Consider the following 17,342-nt stretch of genomic DNA (forward strand, 5'->3'; position numbering starts at 1 on the left):
GCTGGGGCGACAGCGTGAAGTTCGTGAGTACCCGGCCGTAGGCTCAACTGTGGTCGGCTCGCTACCCTCCGACCATGACTGAGCATGTGCAGGTGTCCACCGCCACGCCGGAGCGCCATCACGCCGTTGATCTCGCCAAGGGTGCCGTCCGGGCACGTCTGGCGGCCGGTTCCCAGATCATCGGGCCTGTCACCTCGGTGTTCTGGCACCTGGGCGAGTTCGGCGAGGGGGAGGAATGGCGGCTGTTGCTCACCACGACCAGAGGACGGTACGCGGAGCTGGAGCGGTACATCCTGGACAACCACCCATGGGACAACCCTGAAGTCATTGCCGTCTCAGTCGACGGAGCCACCCAGTGTCTCAAGTGGATCTCGGAGAACGTCTCTCCGGACTAGACGGTGACCTTCTCCAAGACATCCCGCACCCTGTCCAGGTCTCGGTGCTGACGAAGCTGGTGCAGCACGGGGACAAGACGCTGGCGGGGGCGTACGGATGCGACTCCGGCGGCCAGGTCGAGGGCGCGGCCGGTCACCGTGGCCGCTGCTTCGATTTCGCCAGCGACCAGGTAGGAATCGGCAAGCCACGTCATGTAGAGGGCTTTGTCCCGAGCATGAGGGTCAGGGTACTGGTCGAGCGCACGAGCAAGGACAGGGACAGCGCGCAGGGGGCGACGTAGCACTGTCCAGCAGCGGCCGGTCATGATGTCCAGTTCGGTCTGGTCGACCCACGCTGCCCAGTCCGGTTGTGGCTCGCCGTCCTGCTGTGCCTCCAGGGCCGCGCGTGCCGTGGCAAGGGCTTGCTCCGTCTGAGCCGGCTGGTCCGCGACCGCGCAGGCCCAGGCCAGGCGCTCATGGAGGAGAGCGCGGACACCGGCCGGAGTCTCAGGAGTGATGGTGGCGCAGGCGTTGGCAGCAATTTCCACGGCGGCGTTTCGGTCTGCGGCCTGATAGGCGAGGAAGGCGAGCGCATTGCCGAGGAGATCGCTGTCGCCAGCTTCGTTGGCCGCAGTCCGGCTCTCCTCGTACAGTGCTTCCGCATCCGTCATCTGGCCAGCGTCGAAGGCGGCCCACCCTGCTTGCTGGGCTTGTTCGGCGAGGAGCGCGACCATGCGGCGGCGGGACTCTGGGGTGAAGGTGGCTTCCCGCAAGGCCCTCTTGGTCTGCTGGTACTCACCCACGTAGACGCGGTAGGTGTCCCCACCGCCCAGAATGTCGTCAAGGCGCCGGAGTCGCGCTGTGCGCGCCTTGAGTTGATCGACGTCGCTGGTGGCGACCCGCTGGGGGGCAGGAGCCCGGTGGAGAGCCGGTATGGCGGCAGCCAACCCAGCTGTAGAAGCGACTTGGAGGACGGTACGGCGACGCAAACCAGTTCCGATCTCTGTTGAGTGCTGGAGCGTGGGAGAACCGCCCTCCTCCCACGGGCGGATGGCGAGTCCTACCAGGTCCCCGGGGATACGGAGCGCGTCAGCGATTTCCACGATCTTGTCGAAGCTGGTGATCCGGCCTTTGCCCCGAGCGAGCTGCCCGACCCGCTCCGGCTTGATGTCGCAAGCTGAAGCGATCTTGGAATAGCTGATGCCTGCTGCGCTGCGCGCGAGGCGGAACACCTTCCCGAAGTCGTGGGCGGCGAGGGCGCGCAGCATCTCCTCAGAGTTGAGGATTTCCTGTGGTAAGGCGGTCGGTGGCTGGTAGGTCATGCGGTACTTCCTGCTCACCCGAGTGTGGGGGACGGCTTCCTCGAAGGTGTACCCATGATGGGTATACCTGCTGCTGGGATGTGGCCAGTTACGGGAAAAAGCACCCTGTACGTGACAGAGCCCCGGCGGCCGTTGACTGGTTCGGCCTGCCCGGGGCATGGACGACTGTGAGGAGTCGCCATGCTGGAGCGTACCCAAGTTCCGTGGAATGGAACGCGGTTGAGTCGCGAATTGGCCAGCGGTGATCGGGCAGGAGAGGTACGAGGGCCGATCCTCCCTTTTCCAACCGCCCCCTCAAAGCCGCTGACCATGCGGTCGGCCCCCGTGCCGGTGGACTCGCTGGGACCGGAGGCCGCCTGATGAGCAGCACGGAAATCTGTCCGAGGCCGACGGCGGCCGTCACGGCTTCGATGCTCCCCGCAGTCGATGTCTACCAGTGGCTCTTGGCCGCCGCCGTCGACCGGGAGCAGGCCATTCACTCGTGGCTGGACGAGGGCGTTGCGCTGCTGGAGTGCGGCACGGTGTTCAGCGCGATCCGGGTGTCCGGAGCGATGGTCCGTGCCGCCGCCGGATCGGACAGTGAGGCGGCCGTGATCGCGTACCTCTACCAGGTGCTCGCCGGCGGCCCGGTCTTCCGGGACACGGGCTCCGACCAGTACTACGCCCTGGTGCCCGGAGGCACTACGTGGGCCCCGTACATCGACCGTCACGGCCTGGAGGTCCTGGACGAGAACTGGTGCCTCGGGGTCCCGGCCATCTCCCGGATGGAAGGCCGACGCCGGGCCTGGTGCGTTCCCGTCACCCGGGCCGGGACTCTGTGCGACCCGGACATGGTCTGGGCGCTGGCCCGGTGCGGCCGGAGTCGGCTCGCCGCCGGGCCCGCGGAGGCCGAGTGCGGGTCGCTGGCGGATCCGGGGGCTATCCGGGCGGCGGTGCACCGGGCGCTGTGGGAGCCGCCGCCGGCCGACTCGTCGGAACTGGCCGGGTTGGTGGCGACCATTGAGGGCTACGCACGGCAGCTCCGGCCCCGGCTCGCCGAGCTCACGCCCCTGATGCACGGGGAGTGGAAGGCTGCCGCCGCGGTGGTCCTGCGGCACATCGACGAGGCGCTGAGCGAGCCCGCCACCACCTGGGACCTGGCGAGCCGACTGCACGATCTGAGCATTGTCGTGCGGCCCGCTCTCTCGCTGGTCGAGGATCCCCGGGCTGTGAACGCGTCCGCGTAGCGGGCCGCCCGCCCCGGCGTACGGGGCCCCAGACGGCCGTACGGGTCAGGGCCGTACCACCCGTAAAGCTCCCGCTCCGCTGGTTCCCCCCGTGACTGGCGGAGCGGGTCCCTCCCGCCGCGCGCGGCCGGGAGGCGATCTCCCAGGAGAAGACCGATGACAGACCAGACGGCGTTGGTGGACCAGAAGTCGATCGACCGACTCCTCGACCATGAAAGGACCACCGACGCGGAGATGACGCCCGCGATGCGGTTGGGCAAGAGCTGCCTGTGGTGCTCCGTGTCGACGCGGGACAGTCCGCTCGTCGAACTCCTCCGCATCAGGCAATACGGGCTCTCCGCGTGCGTGGCGTGCTGTCTCGCCCGGCTCGAATCCCTGAACACCTACGAGGAGTGGCTGTCGCACGTCAAGGGCTGCGACGCCTGTCGCTCCGGGGTGCGCTGTGCCGTCGGCGGCCCGTTCGCGCGGGCCCACGAGGAGGCGCGGCAGCGGGCGGGTAAGGATCACCTCCTCGTCTGCCTGTGCTGCCGTGTGAAGGAGCCGGTGGCGCAGCCCCGGGTCGTCCCGCACGCGTGGATGGGGGCCGAGAACGACAGGACGTTCTACAGCTACATGCACAGCGGAGTCACCCGGCTCAACATCACGGCCGAGTCCGACGAGGTCACGTTCGAGAACGACTTCCCGCTTCCTCCGCTCCGGGAGGCGGAGCACGGCTGGCCGGCGCCGCCCTCCTTCGTGGCGCAGTGCCGGAGGTGCAGCTATGAGCTGTCGGATCTCCAGCTCGCGGTGAGCGAGGGGGCGCACTGGACTGCGACCGGATCGCTCTGGTCAAGCGCGTGGTGGCCCACCACCACGACACGGTGCCTGAGCCCCATGGTGAGACCTGTGCGGAGTGCGCGCTCTACGCCGGGAGCGGGAGCGAGGTGGTGATGGCGGACCTGTGGGCTCAGCACCTTGTCCGAGCCCTGATCATGCCGCCTTCGCCGAGCCCGGTCCTGTGACGACGGCACGCTGTGCTGCTGCGCTGGACTGACGGTGTCTGCTGGCGCTGCGACACGGAGGACGTGCCGGTGACGTGGCTGGGGCCCGTCACCTGGGACGGCCAGCACGCCCCGTTCTGCGTCTGCGAACCGTGTCTCGCCGCCATCGAAGGCCGGGCCCAGCGGCACTTCCTGCTGCACCGGCCGGACCCCGATGCTCCGGCCACCTTCCGGCAGCACTTTCCGGCTGCCGCCCCGATCACCCTCACGAGGAATGCGATGGAACACGTCTTACCTCAACTGCCCCCGCCCGGGACGTCCGTGAGAATCAAGATCAGCGCGCTGGGCGTCCGGGCCTCGGCCGAAGGCGCGACGGGCCGGGCGGCGTGGCGGGTCATCCGGCAGCAGCACCCGCGGGTGGCGCGCGCCGCCGCGGCGTACGCCGCCGTCCTGGCCGCCGTCGGCGTGCTGCTGCTCGTGCGGGGGCTGAGGTGACCCAGCCCGCTGTGTCCTCGGTGCTGCCGCCGGCCCCGGCCGGGATCATGCCGTTCATCGTGCGGTACAGCGGCGAGGTGCCGCTCCCGGTCCGGCTCGCCCGGGACAGGGTCCGGGGCCGTCTGCGCTACGCGGACGAGACGCGCCTCGACCGGGACCACTGGGGAACCCTGTGGGAACGCGTGGCGCTGCCCCCGAAGGGACAGCGCGGGGACCCGCGGCCCGAGGAAGTGCATCCGTACCGGCAGCGGCGGGCGATGCTCGACCTCTGGTGCCAGATCTGCAAGAGACCGGTCGACCCCGACTACGGCGGCCCGTACCTCTTCCTCCACCGGGCCGAGGGCGAACCGCTTGCGGAGGGCGAGAGGACGGACAAGCCACCGGTCCATGTGGTGTGCGCCGGGATCTCCGTCCAGCTCTGCCCGCGGCTGCGGGGCAGCTTCGCCGGTGCCTGGGTCGAGCACGTGCCGACCTGGGGAGTGAAGGGAGCCATCTACCACCCGCAGACGCTGGACCTCCACCAGGCCGACGCGGCCGTCCCGCTCGAATCCCCCTACCGCCGCTGGATCATCGCCAGCAGCACCGTGGTCGAACTCCAGGGCGTGACTCCGCTGACGGCGGCGGACCTGGAGGCCGAGTGGGCCCGCCTCGGCCGGGACCGCCTGGAGCGCGAGTTCGAGCGGATATCGCGGCTTGCCGTCGCCGCCTGACCCCTGCTCCGGGCCGGTCCCGGCGGCGCGGCACTCCTGGCTCTGGGGCCGCCACTGCACCGCGACGGGTGCGGTGCCCGGCCTGGAGCAGGTCCAAGAACGTCCCAGTGGCCGCGCGTTGGGGAGCGCCGGTCACCGGGACACCCGAGCCCGTCAGCGCGCAGGAGGAACCTTGGTTGCCATCCGGCTCAGGCCGGTCCGCCCGGCCGTGGAGGTCCGGCGGCCGTGCCGCCGTGACGAGTGGGAGCTGTCCTGGTACCGGGAGCGGCTGGCCGACCTCACGATCCTGGACGCCGCCGTGGCCCTCGTCGTGGACCGGACGCGCTTCCTCGCGGTGCCCGTGTCCGAGACCGGCGGACGGCGCGGCGGCTACCTGATCATGACCAGGCGGAGGACTGCCCAGTGCCTGCGCGATGTCCTCGACGGGATGGCCGGCTTCCCCGACGTCCGCGTGGTCCTGCCGTCGACGAGAGCGGAGTTCCACGCCGTGAGGTGGGGCGATGAGCCGCCCGGCTGCTGGGGCGACTACGTGCAAGGCCATTTCTACGGGTACCGCGACCAGGCGATCGACCAATTCGCCGCGGATCTCCTGTAGTTGCTTCACCCCGCCCGGGTTCGGTCCGGGCGGGCCACTGACTGGTCCCTGGCTGCCCGGTTCTACGGGTGGCCGCAGCCGGGGACCGCCCACCGGCGCCGGAACTGTTCCCCGGTGTCGGCGGGGCCCCTGGCTGCGGATCGCCCGGTCACGCAGCCAGGAGGGGCCCCGGCCGATGCACCGGCCGGGGCGGTCCCGGCCGTCTGTCTGCGCCGTCAGACGGCCGGGACCCACCCGCCCCTTCTACCTGGGAGGTCCCGTTGACCGCTCGCACGCTCATAACGTCCGCACAGGCCACGTCGTGCTACTTCCGCACGTCGGTGGACCTCCCGCACCGCAAAGCGCTCATCCAGATCTGCGAGCCCTGCAACGAGAGCTGTCGGCACTGCTTCGTATCCGCGACGAAGCGCGGGCAGTACATGCCTCTCCAGCAGGTCCGGGAGCGTCTGGTCCCGCAGCTCGCGCAGGCCCGCGTCAACCGCGTCACCCTGACCGGCGGTGAGCCGTTCATGCACGGAGACCTGGTCGAGGTCGCCGCCACGTTCCGTGACGCCGGTATGGGCGTCGGGATCTGCACGAACGCGACGATGGTCACCGATGAGCAGATCACCGCGTTAGCGGCGCTGGAGGTCCACATGAACGTGTCCCTCGACGGGTTCTCCGCCGAGTCGCACGGCGTCTTCCGCGGCCGGCCGGAAGGCTTCGCGGAGACGGTGGAGACGGTCCGCCGGTTCGGCCGGGCCGGGATCCTCCAGGGCCTGCTGTGCACCCCGAACAACCTTGCCGAGGACGAGGAGTACGCCCGGCTGTGCGCCTTCGCGAAGGAGGAGGGCGCCCGGTACGTACTGATGAACCCGCTCGGGGAGATGGGCCGCGGCGCCGCCGCCGGGGCGCAGAAGCTCAGGCGGCCGGACGACCACATGCGGCACATCCAGCAGCTCACCGTACCGTTCGCGGACGAGGACCTGGAGCTGGTGCACATCCGGTTCCCCAACGAGGACAAGCCCTTGGCCGGGTGCGAGGCCGGGACCATCATCTACGTCTTCACCAAGGGCGAGGTCACCGTCTGCCCCTACCTCGTCTTCGCCGCCCGGACCAGGGTGGGCCAGCACCCGGACACGGATTTCATCGTCGGGAACGTCTGGGAGGACGACGACATCGCCGCCCGGCTGGACGCCTACAACTTCCACGAGCGGTGGAAGGTCGGGGACAACCCCACCTGCGGCACCTGCCCCCTCGGCGACGGGTGCGGCAAGGGCTGCCCGGCCGCCGTCGTCGCCTCCGGGCAGCGGATCGGGGCCGTGGACACCGAGCTGTGCCCCGTCATCCCCGAGCAGTCCCGCATGCTCCCCGTGGTCGGTGTCTCGTGAACGCCCCCCGGTTCATCACCATCGACGGGCCCGGCGGCGTCGGGAAGTCGACCGTGACCGCCGCCGTCGCGAAGCTGCTGCGCGCCGAGGGCCGCAAGGTGCACCCCACCAGAGAGCCGAGCGACAGCCCGATCGGGCAGCTCGCCCGCCACGGGACCGACGAGTACCGGGGGATGAGCATGGCCTGCCTGATCGCCGCCGACCGGTACCGGCACGTCGAGGAGGAGATCCGGCCCGCGCTCGCCCACGGTCACGTGGTCGTCTGCGACCGCTACGTCCCCTCCTCCCTCGTCCTCCAGGTCATGGACGGCACACCGCGCGATGTGGTCTGGGAGCTGTCCCGGCACGCCGACATGCCGGACCTGGCGGTCATCATCAACGCGACCGCCGGCGTCGTCGCCCGGCGGCTGGAGGCCCGCGGTGCGCACAGCCGCTTCGAACGGGAGCCGGGCGGCACCGAGCGGGAATGCGCCCTGTACTACGAGGCCGCTAGGTTCCTGATGGCCGCCGGCGTCCGCGTCCTCCTGCTCGACGCGTCCACAGACGGCCCTGAGGAGATCGCCCGAGCGATCGTCGGGGCGATCACGGAACCGACGAAGGGCCGATCATCATGAGCACGCTGGACGTACTGACGTTCAACCTCAACAATCCCGGCCGGGAACGGGCGGCACGGCAGCTCGCCTACCTGGCAGCCCGGCCGGAACAGGTGCTCGTCCTCACGGAGACCGCCGACAGCGCCGGATGCGACCTGCTGGCCTCCCGGTTCGAGGCGGCCGGCTTCAGCGTGGCCTACCCCCGGCCCGGCCAGGGGGAGCGTGGCGTGATGGTCGTCTCCCGGCTCGATGTGAAGCGCGGCAGGACCCGGGCCACCTACCTGCCGCACCGGTACGTGTCCGTGTGGGTCGACACCGACCGGGGCCGCGTGGAAGTCATCGGCCTGTACGTGCCCTCACGCGACGCCACGGAGGCGAAGAAGGCCCGGAAGGAGAAGTTCCTCGACGAGTGCCTGGCGCACCTTCCCCCGGGCGGAGACGGCATGCTGCGCCTGGTCGTGGGCGACTTCAACATCCTGGAGCCCGACCACGTCCCCCGCTATCGCTTCTTCCAGCACTTCGAGTACGAGTTCTACCAGGGGCTGGGAAAGGCCGAGTACCAGGACGCCTTCCGGGCCCTGCACCCGGACGCGGCTGAGTATTCATGGGTCGGCCGGACCGGCGACGGCTACCGCTACGACCACGCGCACGCCTCCCGCGACCTGGCGCGCGAACTACGCGCCTGCGAGTACGTCCACGAGGTCCGCACCACGGCCGACCACCTGTTCCCCCGCCTGACCGACCACTCCGCGCTGACAGTGTCGATGGCCGTACAGCCGTATGACCCGCTGGACGTGACCACCCCGGAGCTGGTCACCGAGTCCACCCCTCTGTTCTAACCGACCGAACAAGGAGATCCCCGAATGCAGGACCGCACCTGGGAGCAGGTAGGCCGACTGCGGAAGTGGCTGGACGACGAGGCCGCGGGAGCAGCACCGGCGGACGTGCGGCTGTTGCGCGTGCTGAAGATCGGCGAGGAGCTGGGAGAGGTCTCGGAGGCGCTGCACGGCGCGCTGGGGTCCAACCCGCGGAAGGGCCACTCGCACGACTGGGACGACGTCCAGAAGGAGCTGGTCGACGTCATCGTCACCTCCATGGTGGCCCTGGCCACGATCACGCCGGACGCCAACCAGGTGTTCAGGGACCGCCTGAACGCGCTGGTGGACCGTGTCCTCCCGGCTGGGCAGATCGACTCCGGGACCGCCGTCAAGGGGCTGACCGCGCGCGAACTCGTGACCCAGCTCGAAGCGCGTTTCACGGACTCCCCCGAGACGGGTGAGCTGCCCGTGGTGGCGATGGAGGAGGGGCACCTGGGAGTGGTGAAAGAGGTCTGCGTGTCGACCCTGCACGGCGGGATGATGCTCCTCGGGGCACGCGACTACGACCAGCCGGAAGGCCCCTGATCCCGCAGGGACAAGTCGATGAGCCAGGTCTCCGTAGAGAGAGGAGACCGGGCCCATCGGGCGGCGGACCGCCGCCAGTACGCAGCGGTGTTCGACGCGATGCACGCCGCCCGCGCGCGCAGCACGATCACCGGCAGGCTGACAGCTCGGTATCCCCATAGTGATGTACAACCTCCGACATTTGTTGTATGCAATAGTCGTATTTAGCAGTCGATGGCGTGCAATTCGTTGCCTACGCGCACCATCGGTCTGGGCGTCAGAGATGATCGACGGGTGGGAGTTCCCCATCTCGCCGTCAGCCCGTGCGGGCGGCGAGGCGGCGCCCGTCCTTACTCCGCAAGTGCGGCAGGCGTAGGTGGGTCCGGCAGAGTGGCTGTCGGGCCCACCTTCTTGTCTCAGGGGGCTGAGGCGCCAAAGCGGCGCGCGCCCGAGGGTGCGCTCATGGGTGCACCGAGGGGTCGCTCAGGTGGTCTCAGGTGCACCGAGGCGCGCTCAGGCGGGATCGAATCCGCAGGTCGCGGCGTCGTCGCAGGTCGGCGAGGTCACTCATACGGGTTCAAGTCCGGTTCCGGACACCACCGCAGCAGCGGCGTCGACACGGTGGAACGACCGGTCGGTGCTGTCCCTCACACGTGTCACCGGCCCCTCCGGGCCGCCTTTGGCGTGCACACGGCGCGTGCATATGCCAATCACATATATCAGAAAGAACCGGGACCCGGCCCGCACCCGCCCCGGGACCGTCCGCCGGGCGGGAACGCGTCCGGGTCGTCAGCCAGGCGTTCCTGCCGCTGGTCGCCGTCATCGGGTAGGGCGAGACCTTCCTCGTCTTCGCCGTCATCTGCTTCCTCGGCCTGCTGTTCGTGGCCCGGTTCGTCCCGGAGACCAAGGACCGCACGCCGGAAGAGATCGGGGCCGCTCTCGGGGCCCGCTTCGGCCGCACCCGCCCCGGGCCGGAACGCCCCCGTACCGGCGCCGACCGTACCGGCGGCGGACACTGACGGGCTGCTGACGGGCTCCCGCCCCGGCTTCTGAGTCGCCGTACTCAGACCGGCCCCGGCGCACCCCCGCGCACCTGCTCAGCTCCGCCTGGGCACCGGGCCGGTGCGAATGAGCGGGTGTACGGCTGCCGCCCGGCAGGCCGGGGACGGCACCGTGGGCACAGGGGCGAGCGGTCGCCCCGGTCCGCCCGGGACGCGCCGTGCGGGCCAGGATCCAGACAGGAGCGTCCCATGGCTGCCATGTCCTGGCTGCGTGTGCTCGTCGCCGGTGCCGCCGTCCTCGCGCTGGCCGGGTGCAGCAAGGCCGACCGCGCGGTGCTCGGCGCGCCGGGCTGCCCGGGGGGACCGGCCGCGCGCCCGGCACCGGCACCGGCGCGGGCCGGGACCGTGTGGACCTGGGCGCCGCACTTCCAGGCACCCGGGGGCACCCCCGCCCGCCGGGCGGTGCCCGGCTGGAGCGACGTCGTCTCGGTAGCGGACAGCGGATACACCACCGTGGCCGTCCGGGCGGACGGGACCGTCTGGTCCTACGGCGTCAACGTCGAAGGCTCCCTGGGGCACGGCGCGCGCGAACGCGTGTACGAGGCGACGCCCCGGCAGGTGACCGGGATCGGCCCGGCGCGCGCCGTGTACAACAGCGGCTCGACGTTCTACGCCGTCCTGCGCGACGGCCGCGTGGCCGGCTGGGGTGCCGACCGGTTCCTGGTGGAGGCCGGGCGGCGGCGCGGCCACGACGGGGTGAGCGTCCCGCGGCTGGTCCCCGGCGTGAAGGGCGTGGTCGCGATGGGCCCGGGGCTGCTCAACTCCTTCGCCCTGCGCGGCGACGGGCGCGTCCTGGGCTGGGGCGTCAACCTGACCGACGTGCTCGGTGACACGGACGGCACCCGCCTCACGGCCGTGCGCGGTGTCTCCGGCGCCGTCGGCGTCGCCTCGGCGGGCGAGGCTGTGGTCGCGGTGAAGGCGGACGGCCGGGTCTGCGCCTGGGGGAACAACGCGCACGGGCTGCTGGGCGTCGAGCCGCGCGGCGGCCAGAGCGGGCGGCCGGTGCGGGTGCCGGTCGTGCGCGGGGCGGTGCAGGTGGCGGGCGGGGAGAACGTGGCGTACGCCCTGGACCGCGACGGCGCGGTGTGGGCGTGGGGCCGGGGCGCGAGCGGCTCACTGGGCGACGGCGACACCTCCGGCCATGTCTCCGCGCGGCCGCTGCGGGTGGCCGGCCTGCCCCGGATCAGCCGGATCGCCGCGTACCAGTTCACCGCGTACGCCATCGACACCGAGGGCGGGCTGTGGGGCTGGGGCTCCGGCCTGGCCCTCGCCCCGAACGCCCCGGGCGGCACCGCCGTGCCGGTGCGCGTCCCGCTGCCCGGACCCGCCGTGGACGTGTCCGGCCGGCACGTGATCGTCGCCGGGTGAGCGCCGTCCGGTGACGGCCGACGCCCACCGGGGGAGCCGTCCGCGCCCGCCCCGGGGCCATTGACATCGCCTCGGGGCGGGCGGAAACTCGGTCCCGCATCGGTGAAGGAAGCTTCACCAGGCGAACAGAAGCGCCCGTCGAGGGCACGAGGACACGCCCCGCGGCAACGACGCCCACCCGAGAGGACGACCGATGCGCACCACCGTCGGCATCATCGGAGCCGGTCCTGCCGGTCTCCTCCTGGCCCGGCTGCTCGACAACGCCGGGATCGGCTCGGTCGTCCTGGAGAGCCGCGACCGCGCCTACGTCGAGCAGCGCCAGCGCGCCGGGATCCTGGAGCAGGGCACCGCGGACGTGCTGCGCGCCGCCGGGGCCGGGGAGCGGATGGACCGGGAGGGGCTGCGGCACGACGGCATCGAGCTGCGGTTCGCCGGGCGCCGCCACCGTGTCGACTTCCCGGCGCTGACCGGCGGGAAGTCCGTGCTGGTGTACGCGCAGACGGAGGTGTGCAAGGACCTCGTCGCGCTCCGGCTGGAGGACGGCGGCCCGCTGCTGTTCGAGGCGGAGGCGCTGGCCGTGGAGGGGGCGGAGGGCGACCGTCCCTTTGTACGGTTCCGGCACGAGGGCCGCGAGTCCGTGCTGGAGTGCGACCACGTCGTCGGCTGCGACGGCTTCTGGGGGGTGGCGCGCAGGGCCGTGCCCGCCGCGCTCTCCCAGGTGCTCGAACGGACGTACCCCTTCGCCTGGCTCGGCGTCCTCGCCGACGTCGCCCCCTCGCACGACGAGCTGGTCTACGCCCGCCACGAGCGCGGCTTCGCCCTGCTGTCCATGCGCTCGCCCGCCGTCTCCCGCCTCTACCTCCAGGTGCCCGCGGACACCGACCCGGCCGCCTGGCCGGACGAGCGGATCTGGGACGAGCTGGACCGCCGCCTGGAGACCCCCGGCGGCCGGCGCCTGGAGCGCGGGCCGATCACGCAGAAGTCGGTGACCCCGATGCGGTCCTACGTCCACGAGCCGATGCGCCACGGCCGCCTCTTCCTGGCCGGTGACGCCGCCCACATCGTCCCGCCCACCGGCGCCAAGGGGCTCAACCTCGCCGTCGGCGACGTCGTCACCCTCGCACGGGCGCTGGTCCACCGGCGCGACACCGGCTCCGACGAACTGCTGGACGCCTACTCGGCCACCTGTCTGCGGCGCGTCTGGCAGGCCGAGCGCTTCAGCTACGACATGACGGCGATGCTGCACCGCTCGCCGGAGGCCGACGGCTTCGAGGAGCGGCTGCACCTGGCCCGGCTCGACCGGATCGCCACCTGCCGGTCCGCCGGGGCGGATCTCGCCGAGGCGTACACGGGCTTCCCGGTCGGCTGACACGCGCGGGCCTTCCGGCCGCCGGCGCGCCCGATGATCTCCGGCCGGTTCCGGGCAGGTCGCGGCTCGGTCAGGAAAGGCCCCGGCCATGGCCGGGAATCACCTGTCCGCGTAGCGTGTTCGGCAGCAGAAGGAGGGAAAGATCCTTCCCAGGTAGTAGGGTCGATCCTTTGCCTTTCCATTACTCTTGAGCCAAGGCCGCGACGTGCGGCCATGGAGGAGTGAGATGAGGAGCAGAAACCCGGTCTTCTCGCGACGGGGGTTCAGCCGCGACAACGGCTACGCGGGCTTCAACACCGCGCCGCAGGCCGGGGGCCCCGCAGTCGGCACGCAGGGCAACCCGTACGCGCAGGGCAATCCGTACGCCCAGCCGAGCGGCAACCCCTACGCGCAGAACCCTTACGCTCAGAACCCCTACGGCCAGCAGGACGTGCAGACCGGCACGCCGCCGCAGGCCCCGGCCGCTCCCGGCCGGATGACGATGGACGACGTCGTCGCGCGCACCGCGTCCACGCTCGGTGTGCTGGTCGTCACGGCCGCCCTCGCCTGGGCGCTGCTGCCGGTCGACGACGCGCACCTCAGCCGTTCCTACGGCATCGGGATCGGTGCCGCGCTGATCGCGATGGTGCTCGGCTTCGTCCAGTCCTTCAAGCGCACGGCCTCGCCCGCGCTGATCCTGAGCTACGCCGCCTTCGAGGGTGTCTTCCTCGGGATGTTCTCCAGCGTCGTCGACAACCGCATCGCCAGCGGCGCGGCCATGCAGGCCGTGCTCGGCACGATGGCGGTCTTCGCCGCCGTCCTGGTCGCCTACAAGGCGGGCTGGATCCGCGTCAACCGGCGCTTCTACGGCTTCGTGATGGCCGCCGCGCTCGGTTTCGTGCTGCTGATGGTGGTCAACACGCTGTTCGCCGTGTTCGGCGGCGGTGACGGCCTCGGCTTCCGCAGCGGCGGCCTGGGCATCGTCTTCGGCATCGTCGGCGTGCTGCTCGGCGCCTGCTTCCTCGCCCTGGACTTCAAGCAGGTCGAGGACGGTGTCGCCTACGGCGCCCCGCGCGAGGAGGCATGGCTCGCCGCCTTCGGCCTCACGCTGACGCTGGTGTGGATCTACCTGGAGTTCCTGCGGCTCATCGCGATCCTCAACAGCAACGACTAGCGGGAGCGGCGGCGACCGGCGGTCACCGCATCGCACCGCGCGCGATACGCCCGCGTACGCAAGGGCCCCGGCTCCGGCCGGGGCCCTTGCGTGTGCGGCGGCATCTCGGGGCCGGTGCGGCGGTGCGGCCGGTGCGGCGGCTAGAGCAGCCTGCGCGCGGCCCGGCGCAGGTCGTACTCGTGGATGATCGCCTTCGCGTGCCCGTACGCGAGGTTGTGCTCCTGCCGGAGCCAGCTGAGCCGCTCCTCGAAGCAGAGCGCGGGCCCTTCGTCGACGGTGCGCAGCCAGTCGGCGAGCTCACGGCCGGTGCACTGGGGAATGCGGGCGAGCAGGTTGCGGTGGGTCTCTTCGGAGAAGACTTGGGACATCGGCGCCTCCGGACGCTGTGAAGCCGGTCCTTCACGTCACCGTGCCTGAGCGTCGGCGCGTTGGCAACAGTCCGGGGACGACGCGTAGTCTCGCGGCGTGGTTGACACGACATCTCTGACCCGGGCAGTGGATCACTTCGCCGACCGTCTGAGGGCGGCGCCGCAGAGCCGGCTGCAACGGGCGGGCGCCACCGAGGCGCTGGGGCTGGCCCGGGAGCTGTCCCGGCGGGCGCAGTTGCTGGAGGACCCCGCGGCCGAACCGCGCGAGATGCCCGACGCCGGGATGTTCGCCGCCGCGGACCAGATCACCGTCGCCGGACACGACCTCGCGCTCGTCCTCACCACCGACGCCGAGGTCGAGGAGGCGGTACGGCTGGTGGAGGAGGCGCAGAAACGCGCGGGCGTGTGAGCGCCCGCGCGCGGGAAGCGGCCTGTACGCCGGGTCGGCCGACGGGCCTGAGCGGGCCCGGACCGAAGAGCCGGGGCGCGGGCCCGGACCGGAGGGTCAGAGCGAGGCGATGACGCGGTCCGCCAGGATGTACACGTTCTCCTCGCCGCAGGCGAAGGTCAGGGTGTAGGCGCCGGACACGCCCGAACCGCCCAGCAGCACCGGGGTCTCGCCCGCGTGCAGGGCCGCGGCCAGCCGTTCGGCGGTCTCGCGGTGGCCCGGGGTCATGCACAGGGTCGTGCCGTCGGAGAAGACGTACACGTCGAGGGTGCCCAGTGGGCCGGGCCGTACGTCGGCCAGCGCCACCCGGGCGTCGGCCAGTTCCTCCAGCGCGGCGACGGTGCGCTCGTGGTCGCCCACGACCGGGGACGGGTGCGGGGTGAAGTCCGGGTGCGAGGGGTGGCGGCGGCGGGCCGCGGCCAGTTCGGGGGAGTCGCCGGCGGCGCCGCCCGCGGTGTCCTTGCCGGGCAGACCGGAGAACTCGTCGGCCTCCGCGCCGGACTCGGTCACCGGCTCCAGGTGTTCGAGACCGGCCAGATCGGCCTGGCGCGGCAGGAACAGTTCGCTGTCGGGCAGTCCGAGCAGGGAGGGCGTGTCGGCTGCGTCCCGGGCCTCCTGGGCGGCCCAGAAGGCGCGCGCCTCGGCCAGTTCGCGCTCCCGCTCCTCGGCCAGTGCCTGCACGACGGCGGTGCGTATCTGCTCGGCGTCCGCGTGGCCGCGGGCGGCGGGCAGCAGGGCGCGCGCGGTGGCGGCGTGGTTCTCGGCGAGCTGCCGCTCCAGAGCCGTGACCTGGCGGCGCAGGGCGAAGAGGGTGCGCAGGACGGCGACGCCCACGGCGCCGGTGGCGGCCGTGGTGAGCAGCAGGGCGATGGGCATGGCGCTCACTGACGTACTCCCGGGTTCAAGGTCGACCCCCGACTTCCTACATCAGCTTGAAGGGTGGACTATCAAGCTGTCAGTGCGTAACGTCACGAAACGGACAGGAATGTGGCGTGAGAGGCGCTTGCGCCCCCTGTGGGGCTATCGCTGACCTGCGGAGATCTCCTCCCCGAGGGAGATAGGTCACACTCTGGGGGAGATTGGATCACAGAACGGCCCGGAATCCAGGGGTTTTCCGGATTCCGGGCCGCTCGTTCACGCTGGGTGCCGTGCCGGGCACTGACGGTGCCTCAACTGGTGGGGCGCGCGGGGCGCGAGGGTCAGCTGAGGCGTTCGACGACCATCGCCATGCCCTGGCCGCCGCCCACGCACATCGTCTCCAGGCCGAACTGCTTGTCGTGGAACTGGAGCGAGTTGATCAGCGTGCCGGTGATGCGCGCGCCGGTCATGCCGAAGGGGTGGCCGACCGCGATGGCGCCGCCGTTGACGTTCAGCCGGTCCAGGTCGATGCCGAGGTCGCGGTAGGAGGGGATCACCTGGGCGGCGAACGCCTCGTTGATCTCCACCAGGTCGATGTCGCCGACGGTGAGGCCGGCCCGGCTCAGCGCCTGCTTGCTCGCCTCCACCGGACCGAGGCCCATGATCTCCGGGGACAGGGCGGACACCCCGGTGGAGACGATCCGGGCGAGCGGGGTCAGGCCCAGCTCGCGGGCCTTGGTGTCGGACATGATGACCAGCGCGGCGGCGCCGTCGTTGAGCGGGCAGCAGTTGCCCGCGGTGACCAGGCCGTCGGGGCGGAAGACCGGCTTGAGGCCGGACACGCCCTCCATGGTGACCCCGGCGCGCGGGCCGTCGTCCTTGCTGACCACGGTGCCGTCGGGCAGCGTCACCGGCGTGATCTCCCGCGCCCAGAAGCCGTTCTTGATGGCCTCCTCGGCGAGGTTCTGCGAGCGCACGCCGAACTCGTCCATGTCCTGGCGGGTGACGCCCTTGGCGCGGGCCAGGTTCTCGGCGGTCTGGCCCATCGCGATGTAGGCGTCCGGGAGCAGGCCGTCCTCGCGCGGGTCGTGCCAGGTGGAGCCCTCGGACTCCGCCACGGCGGCGGTACGGGCCTCGGCCTCGGCGAAGAGCGGGTTGTGCGTGTCCGGCAGGCCGTCGGAGCTGCCCTTGCCGAAGCGGGAGACCATCTCGACACCGGCCGAGACGAAGACGTCGCCCTCGCCCGCCTTGATGGCGTGCAGCGCCATCCGGGAGGTCTGCAGCGAGGAGGAGCAGTAGCGGGTGATCGTGCAGCCCGGCAGGTGGTCCATGCCCATCTGCACGGCGACGATCCGGCCGAGGTTGTGGCCCTGCTCGCCGCCCGGGAGTCCGCAGCCGAGCATCAGGTCGTCGATGTCCCGCGGGTCCAGCTCGGGGATCTTGGCCAGTGCCGCCTGGACGATCGTCGCGGTCAGGTCGTCGGGGCGCAGGTCCTTGAGGGACCCCTTGCCGGCGCGGCCGATGGGGGAGCGGGCGGTCGAGACGATGACGGCTTCGGGCATCACGGCTCCACGAGGGGGAGGGCGGGCAGGGCTGGATGGGAAGTTACCGGTCCGTATGGCCCGGGTCACGGGGATCGCGGTGTGACCCTGGCCGCAGTTTTCTAAGCG

18 protein-coding genes are annotated in these 17,342 nt (G+C 71.4%); 14 read left to right on the forward strand and 4 right to left on the reverse strand.

What is annotated here, in order from left to right; translation table 11 throughout:
* The first annotated feature begins 74 nt into the window (after positions 1-74).
* Positions 75-395, forward strand: a complete 321-nt coding sequence (gene cutA / locus R4Z62_RS20285) for a divalent-cation tolerance protein CutA (RefSeq protein WP_491520535.1) — start codon at positions 75-77, stop codon at positions 393-395.
* Here the strand turns inward: cutA and R4Z62_RS20290 are convergent.
* Positions 392-1,696: a helix-turn-helix domain-containing protein gene (locus R4Z62_RS20290; RefSeq protein ID WP_491520536.1), complete on the reverse strand. Its 1,305-nt coding sequence runs from the start codon at positions 1,694-1,696 to the stop codon at positions 392-394. The two genes, cutA and R4Z62_RS20290, sit on opposite strands and share 4 nt — an antisense overlap.
* Before the next feature lie 359 nt (positions 1,697-2,055).
* Here R4Z62_RS20290 and R4Z62_RS20295 point away from each other — a divergent pair, with 359 nt between their 5' ends.
* From R4Z62_RS20295 to R4Z62_RS20350, 12 genes are all read left to right on the forward strand, one after another.
* Positions 2,056-2,922 (forward strand): hypothetical protein, encoded by an 867-nt coding sequence (locus R4Z62_RS20295; RefSeq protein ID WP_491520537.1) that lies wholly within the window; start codon positions 2,056-2,058, stop codon positions 2,920-2,922.
* 156 nt (positions 2,923-3,078) lie between these two features.
* Positions 3,079-3,852: a hypothetical protein gene (locus tag R4Z62_RS20300; protein ID WP_491520538.1), complete on the forward strand. Its 774-nt coding sequence runs from the start codon at positions 3,079-3,081 to the stop codon at positions 3,850-3,852.
* 140 nt (positions 3,853-3,992) lie between these two features.
* Positions 3,993-4,397 carry a hypothetical protein gene (locus R4Z62_RS20305; RefSeq protein ID WP_491520539.1) on the forward strand — a complete coding sequence of 135 codons (405 nt, stop codon included), beginning with the start codon at positions 3,993-3,995 and terminating at the stop codon, positions 4,395-4,397.
* Positions 4,394-5,107, forward strand: coding sequence for a hypothetical protein (locus R4Z62_RS20310; protein WP_491520540.1), 714 nt, complete (start codon positions 4,394-4,396; stop codon positions 5,105-5,107). The genes R4Z62_RS20305 and R4Z62_RS20310 overlap by 4 nt, the downstream gene beginning before the upstream one ends.
* Before the next feature lie 172 nt (positions 5,108-5,279).
* Positions 5,280-5,702, forward strand: a complete 423-nt coding sequence (locus R4Z62_RS20315) for a DUF6302 family protein (RefSeq protein ID WP_491520541.1) — start codon at positions 5,280-5,282, stop codon at positions 5,700-5,702.
* A 260-nt stretch (positions 5,703-5,962) separates the two neighbouring features.
* On the forward strand, positions 5,963-7,072 hold the full coding sequence (locus tag R4Z62_RS20320) for a radical SAM/SPASM domain-containing protein (RefSeq protein WP_491520542.1): 1,110 nt from the start codon (positions 5,963-5,965) through the stop codon (positions 7,070-7,072).
* Positions 7,069-7,686, forward strand: coding sequence for a dTMP kinase (gene tmk, locus R4Z62_RS20325; protein ID WP_491520543.1), 618 nt, complete (start codon positions 7,069-7,071; stop codon positions 7,684-7,686). The genes R4Z62_RS20320 and tmk overlap by 4 nt, the downstream gene beginning before the upstream one ends.
* Positions 7,683-8,504: an endonuclease/exonuclease/phosphatase family protein gene (locus R4Z62_RS20330; protein ID WP_491520544.1), complete on the forward strand. Its 822-nt coding sequence runs from the start codon at positions 7,683-7,685 to the stop codon at positions 8,502-8,504. Before tmk ends, R4Z62_RS20330 begins: the two co-directional genes overlap by 4 nt.
* A 24-nt stretch (positions 8,505-8,528) precedes the next feature.
* Positions 8,529-9,068: a MazG-like family protein gene (locus R4Z62_RS20335; protein ID WP_491520545.1), complete on the forward strand. Its 540-nt coding sequence runs from the start codon at positions 8,529-8,531 to the stop codon at positions 9,066-9,068.
* 1,229 nt (positions 9,069-10,297) lie between these two features.
* Entirely contained in the window at positions 10,298-11,476 is a 1,179-nt protein-coding gene (locus R4Z62_RS20340) for an RCC1 domain-containing protein (protein WP_491520546.1), read from the forward strand.
* Positions 11,477-11,669: 193 nt separating this feature from the next.
* Positions 11,670-12,845 (forward strand): 4-hydroxybenzoate 3-monooxygenase, encoded by a 1,176-nt coding sequence (locus tag R4Z62_RS20345; RefSeq protein ID WP_491520547.1) that lies wholly within the window; start codon positions 11,670-11,672, stop codon positions 12,843-12,845.
* A gap of 226 nt (positions 12,846-13,071) precedes the next feature.
* The gene (locus R4Z62_RS20350) at positions 13,072-13,998 is read left to right on the forward strand and encodes a Bax inhibitor-1/YccA family protein (protein ID WP_064533503.1); all 927 of its coding nucleotides are present in this window, start codon (positions 13,072-13,074) and stop codon (positions 13,996-13,998) included.
* A 140-nt stretch (positions 13,999-14,138) separates the two neighbouring features.
* On the opposite strand, the gene R4Z62_RS20355 is transcribed toward R4Z62_RS20350, so the two are convergent.
* Positions 14,139-14,366 (reverse strand): DUF4287 domain-containing protein, encoded by a 228-nt coding sequence (locus tag R4Z62_RS20355; RefSeq protein ID WP_018566949.1) that lies wholly within the window; start codon positions 14,364-14,366, stop codon positions 14,139-14,141.
* Between the two features lie 97 nt (positions 14,367-14,463).
* On the opposite strand from R4Z62_RS20355, the gene R4Z62_RS20360 reads away from it, so the two are divergent.
* Positions 14,464-14,775 (forward strand): hypothetical protein, encoded by a 312-nt coding sequence (locus R4Z62_RS20360; protein WP_173860836.1) that lies wholly within the window; start codon positions 14,464-14,466, stop codon positions 14,773-14,775.
* Positions 14,776-14,871: 96 nt separating this feature from the next.
* Here the strand turns inward: R4Z62_RS20360 and R4Z62_RS20365 are convergent, their stop codons facing one another.
* Together R4Z62_RS20365 and R4Z62_RS20370 are read right to left on the reverse strand one after the other, a co-directional pair.
* A complete protein-coding gene (locus tag R4Z62_RS20365; RefSeq protein ID WP_173860966.1) occupies positions 14,872-15,690 on the reverse strand; it encodes a hypothetical protein in 819 nt (272 codons plus the stop codon).
* Positions 15,691-16,013: 323 nt separating this feature from the next.
* Positions 16,014-17,234 carry an acetyl-CoA C-acetyltransferase gene (locus R4Z62_RS20370; protein WP_382846746.1) on the reverse strand — a complete coding sequence of 407 codons (1,221 nt, stop codon included), beginning with the start codon at positions 17,232-17,234 and terminating at the stop codon, positions 16,014-16,016.
* Between the last annotated feature and the right edge of the window lie 108 nt (positions 17,235-17,342).

This window comes from Streptomyces sp. PL-25, assembly GCF_058344915.1.